The sequence below is a fragment of the Mesorhizobium sp. M2C.T.Ca.TU.002.02.1.1 genome (genome assembly GCF_003997225.1).
This window is the reverse complement of record NZ_RZTO01000343.1, coordinates 1-6,079: the sequence shown is the minus strand read 5'-3', so window position 1 is coordinate 6,079 and position 6,079 is coordinate 1. Positions and strand designations below refer to the sequence as shown.

1 protein-coding gene is annotated in these 6,079 nt (G+C 65.7%); it reads left to right on the top strand.

The features are described from left to right. Positions 1-373 precede the first annotated feature (373 nt). Positions 374-6,079: hypothetical protein (locus EOD07_RS18660; protein ID WP_245470225.1), on the top strand; the 5,706-nt coding region annotated here is incomplete at its 3' end.

Sequence of the window (6,079 nt, the reverse complement as noted above, 5' to 3'; positions counted from 1 at the left end):
GTCATTGGATTCCTACCTTAATCCCGTTGCCATCCATCGAATTGCTGAGAAAAGGCGAAAAACTGACGCCGGGGCAGGTTCTTCCCATGGCGCCAGAAGAATTGGCATGGTATGAAGTAACGCTTTCGTGTTCAGCGGGGGAGGCTGGGAGATGCTGCGTTCATTCGCCGTGGGTCCGTCATCGCGTGAAACAGTGCAAGAATCACGAAATGCCGGAAGAAGCATGTGGGCGCGCCTGCTTGGGTGGGGCAGGAAACGCAAGGCAAACCGGAATTCGCACTCTGCCACCAGTCATCTCCCTGGTCTCAGGTTGGAGCCATTAGAGCCGCGTTTCCTGCTCTCGGCCGACATAATCCCCTTCCGGGTCGATATGATGGGCGATGCGAGCGGCGCGCACTATTCCTTGAAGTACGACAATCTCATCCAAGCCGTTCAGGTTTTCGACGACCGAAGCGGCATGCTGATCGACAGCCGGAGCGCGCAGGAGGTCAACTTTATCCGTGTCGTCGGCACCGCTGCAAACGACCGGCTGACGGTCGACTTCGCCAAGGAATTCCTGCAAGGGGTCGAAATCGACTTCGAAGGCGGTGACGGCGACGATGTGCTGGCGCTGGCGGGCGGGACCTTCACAGACGTCACAGTGACGATGACCGGCGACGGCGCCGGAGCGGTCACAGTCAGCGGCCCGGCCGGACCGCAGACGATCGGCTTCACCGGCGTCGGTACTGTTTTGGATGGGAGCGCGGCCGGTAACCGCATCTTCCGGGACGCGACGGGGCAGGGGCAGACGCTCAGGATCGGCGACAACGGGACCGTGGGCGACGGTATCTCGACCATCGATGCGGTCGGCGCCGGCGGCGCGCTTACCTACAATTTCCTGCATCCGGACGTGAAGCTCACGATTGACGCCGGCGCTGGCGACGACACTTTCGTCCACGACGGCTTCGAGACGGCGCTCGCCGGCAAGATCCTGCTGAGCGGCGGCGCGGGCGGCGACGCGGTGACCGGCCCTCCGGCAGACACCACCTGGAACATAACCGGACGGGATTCGGGCAGTGTTTCAGGGGTGTCCTTCGTTGAGGTCGAGAACCTTCGGGGTTCGGCCGACAACGAGGACACCTTTTTTGTTTCTGCTGGCGGCGTGATGAGCGGCGTCATGGACGGCGGCGCCGGCGGCTTCGACAGCATGGTTCTGGAAGGCAATTCCGGCACAATCGTCTACAAGGCCGACGACGCGCATTCCGGCACCATCACGCGCGACGGCGCGGTGCTGGCCTATGCCGGCCTCGAGCCGGTCAGCCTCGGCAACGCCGCAAACGTCACCATCGACCTCAGCGCCGCTTCCGACAATGCAGTCGTGACGATGAGCGGGTCGACCGTAACCGTCGCGTCGCAAAGCATTCCGACGTTCGAGCAGACATCGTTCGAACTACCAACCAATTCCGTCACGATCAAACTCGGCAACGACCAGGGTCTCTTCCCGCTTCTCAATGAATATTTGGGCGAGGACGTATTCGCTGACGCCAACTTGGGGAACCTCATCGCCGCCTTCGTTGAGGGTGATGCGATCACCTTCCAGGGCACCATCAATCTCGGCTCGGCGAGCCTGACGGTCGATGGTGAGGATGGGCTCGACAACATCATCGTGACCGGCGCCCTGACCGCCGGAGCGATCCACTTCAAGGCCGAGGAGATCAATGTCGACGCGGGCGCGTCGGTCTCCGGCACGTCCGTCAACTTTGAGGCCGTCGGCGAAGGCAACGGCCTGATTCCGACGGAACTCACCAAGGGTCTCTATTTGGCGGCGCCGCACGCCACCATCAACGTCACGGGCAGTGTGACCGCTACTGCGGGCGACGTCGTGATGAGCGCGACGGCAACCTCGTCGCTCACGCCGGGCCAAGGCCAGATCGGAAGCATTGGCGGCGCTATCGTTATCGGATTGCCGAAGGCCACGATCACCTTGGGCGACGGCGCATCCAGCGCTCACATCTCGGCCACGGGCAAGGTCGACCTCGACACCGCCGTGAATGTTGCCGTGGCGGCCGCTGACGAGGCGGATTCGAGCGACACCGAAGCCAAGTTGGACGCCGCGATCGCGGTCACCACGTTGATTTCCAAGTCCGAAATCGGGATTTTTGGCGCTAGCACGATCGACGCGGCCGGTGCGGTCAGTGTCGATTCCCTATCGACGTTCGAGATCGAGAACGTTGCCGACGGAACGGCGGGCGGCGCCGGCGCGACCGTCGCCGCGACGGTGGTCATTGCCGCCACTGGCGTGAAACTCAGCGACACCGCGTCGATCGGCGCTACCACCGCGCCGACGTCTGTCGCGCTTTCGGCGACCACCACCAGCACCATCACGACCTCGGCGATCTCGACCAAGGGCGGCGGGGACGAGAGTGCCGGCGGCACCAACGAATCCGAGAAGCAACTCGCCAGCAACGACGCGAAGACGGCCGAGGGCTCGGTCAAATTCGCCGGCGCCGTCGCGGTTACCGTGTACAAACCGGTCACACAAATCTCCGCCGACACCTCGGGCTCGATAGTGAGTTCCGGCGACGTCACGTTGACGGCGACGACCACCGACACGATCACATCCAGCGCCGACGGGTCCAACACCGGCGAGGCCCAGGATCCGCCTCCTGCCGGCGGCACCGGCGTCGGTGTCGCGGTGGCAATCGGCGTCATCATGCCCGAAACGCGCGTGTCGCTCGGCGGCAGCGGCAGCTACACCACCCCGAACGTGACCCTGACGGCCACGCTCGACGCCGACAGCACTTATAAGACCGAAGCCACGTCCGGTGTTGGCGACGGCGGCAAGACCGGCTTTGCCGGCTCGCTCGCCATCGGCATCGTCACAACCACCACCGAGGCGCTGATCGAGAGTGGCGCGAACATCAACCTGAACGGCGCTAACCTGACATTGTCGGCGCATTCGGCCACGGTCACCGAGACCACCGCCAAGGCCAAGGTCGACGGCAGCGGCAATTCGACCGGCATTGGCGCTTCGGTGGCGCTCGGCGTCGGCGACAACGATGCGCTCGCCCGTATTGACGGCGCGGTTGCCGGCGCGGCCGACGTTACCGTTTCGGCATCGGGTGTTCACAGCGTTCTTTCCACGGCCGAAGGGGGCGCCGCCGGTGGCACCGCTGTCACTCCGGTCGTTGCGACGACAGTCGCGCTCAACGACACGACAGCCGATATCCTGGCCGGGTCGGCGCTGACCGTCACAGGCGATCTGACCGTCACGGCCGAGCATGACAATGAGGCAGCCTCCACCGCCAATGGCGCGGCCAAGGGCACCAACGCGGCGATCGGCGCGAGCCTCGCATTGACGATCGCGCAGGACAGTTTGCTCGCGGGCCTGGCGCGCAGCGTCACGGCTGGCGGAGCGGTGCTCATCGCGGCGACCAGCCGGGCGGCCAGCCGTGCCGATTCCAAGGCGAGCGCTACCGGCGCCAAGCAGGAAGGCGACAACGGAAACACCACCACCCAGAGCCAGACGGACACCCAGGTCGCGGGCGCCAACAACGCCAGCGGCGGGAAGGCAAACGCAACGGCGCCGGGCACCAGCACCTCGGCCGGCCCGCTCAGCGTGGCCGCCGCCATCGGCATCAACATTGCGCAGGATACCGCTTCGCGCGCGGTCATCGGCGGCGTGGCGGGAACGCCTATCACCGTGGCCGCACAAGGCGGCGTCACCGTAAGGAGCCTTGCCAATCACGATGCCGCGGCGACCGCCGACGGCAAGTCGGTGACCACCTCGAACGCCACCGCCATCGGCGCGGCTGTCGCGGTCAACGCCTCCGACAGCCAGAACCACGCCCTGATCGAGCATGCTTCCGTGACCGGCGACGGCGTCACCGTCGAGGCAGGGATGGCCGAACGCGAGATCGAGGCGACCTCGACCATCGACCTCGATGCCGACACGATCTTCGTTGGTGAGCAACCCGGCCTCGAGACCGGCGAGAAAGTCGTCTATTCCAATGGTGGCGGCGGCAGCATCGGCGGACTGACTAACGGTACTGACTATTACGTCATCAAGGGCGAGAAGGGGCTGATTCAATTGGCGGCATCGGCAGATGACGCCGATAACGGTGTCGCTGTCGACCTGACCAGCCTCGGCTCCGGCGACGCGCACAAGCTCCAGCGCCCCGATACCACGGAAGATGACGACATCACCTTCGATCCCGACGCGGCGCGGTTCGCGTCGCCGGGCGTGGTGACCGGTGACGAGGTGGTTTATTCCAACGGCGGCGGCGGCAACACCGATATCGGCGGACTGACCGATGGCACCACCTATTTTGCCATCGTTGACGGCAGCGGAAACATCAAGCTCGCCGAAGATCGTGCGAAGGCCCTGAAGGGCGAGGCGATCGATATCACCTCGTCCGGCACCGGTGATGGCCACAAGCTGACCGAAACCAGCCATTCGACCGACGCGACCGCCAAATCGGGCGCCAGCAAGGGCAAGATCGGCGTGGCGGGTTCGGTCGCGATCAACGTCGCCGAGGGCGAAACCAGCGCCATTTTCGGCGACGGTGCAGCCATCGCCGCCCAGGACGGCGACGATGCCGATACGGACATTGGCGCCTCGGCCGTCAAGGCCGAGACGACGACCTATACGCTGACGCGGGCGTTTCCGGCGACCGCGGCGACGGGAACGACCACGGGCGTCGGCCTCTCCTTTGCCGTCGGCTATGCCGGCTACGACACGCTGGCCGAAATCAAAGGCTCGGCCACGGTTACCGCGAACGACCTGACGGTCGATGCCGACGGTGGCCACGGCTTGATCACGCTGGCGACCGCCGGCGCTGGCGCTGGCCAGGGCGGCACTTCGGTTGGTGGCGCTATCGCGCTGGGGGTTTCCGACAACCACACCGACGCGCGCGTGTTGGCGGGCCTAGCCATCGAAATCGAGGGCGACCTGACGATTACGGCGGACAATGTTGTCAGCCAGACGACCGAAGCCAATGCCGAAGTGACCGGCTCTGGCGGTACCGGCGTCGGCGCGGCGATCGCGCTCGGGTGGACCGAGGACGACGTTGGCGCGCGGCTTGAGCGCAGCGTCTCGACGGGCGCGGCGGTAGCGGACGACGTGAAGGTCGAAGCCAAGGGCACCATCACGTCCACGGTGCTGGCGACGGGCAGTGCCGAGGGCGAGAAGAACGCCAACAGCGGCGGCCAGACTTCGCAGAACCAGACCGGTTCACAGACCAGTTTCCTGAATGCCAGGACGAATTCCAGCCTGACCGAACCGACCCCGCAGACCCAGGTGGCGAGCGCCAACCAGACGTCGCAGAACCAGACGACGAATCCGGGCGGGCAGGGTAACGCCAACGCCAATCAGGCGGGCACGCAGACGTCCGGTGGCGTGCTGAGGATCGCTGCCTCGATCGGCGGGACGGTGATCGTATCCAAGGTCGCGGCTGAGATCGCGGACGATGTGGATATCGATGCCAGCGGCGACCTGTCGGTCAAGGCGATCAGCGACGCCGACGCGCAGGCCGAAGCGGTCAGCATCGCCTTCACCAAAGGCTCGTCCTCGTCCGACAATGTGAGCGCCGCGGTAGCGTTCAACGTCGCGCTGATGGACACCACAGCGCGGCTGGGCAACGGCACCACGACAGCAGGGTCGGTGACCGTCGAGGCTGGCACCAGCGCCGGCGAGGTGAATGCGTTCAAGGCGCTGGCTCTCTCGGGAGCCGGCTCGCAGCAGAGCAGCACCGGCGGGGCCACCCAGGGCGGTTCCGGTGGCGGCGGGCAAGGAACCGGCGGCGACAAATCGAGCCTCGGCATCGCCGGCGCGGTCGCCTTCAGCGTCCTCGGTTCACCGGCGACTGACGATCCGAACACGGTGAGCGCCAGCATCGCGGATGGTGCAACCGTCACGGCGCTCAACGGCGATGTCACGGTCACCGCGCGCCAGGACATCGGCATGCAGAACATCGCCGGCGGCGGTGCTCTGAGGATCTCCGGTGGTGGGGGCGGGGGCGGAGGCGGTGGTTCCGACACGACGGTTGGCGCAGCGGTCACCATCGGCGTCCTCGATGTCGAGACGCTGGCTACGATCGGC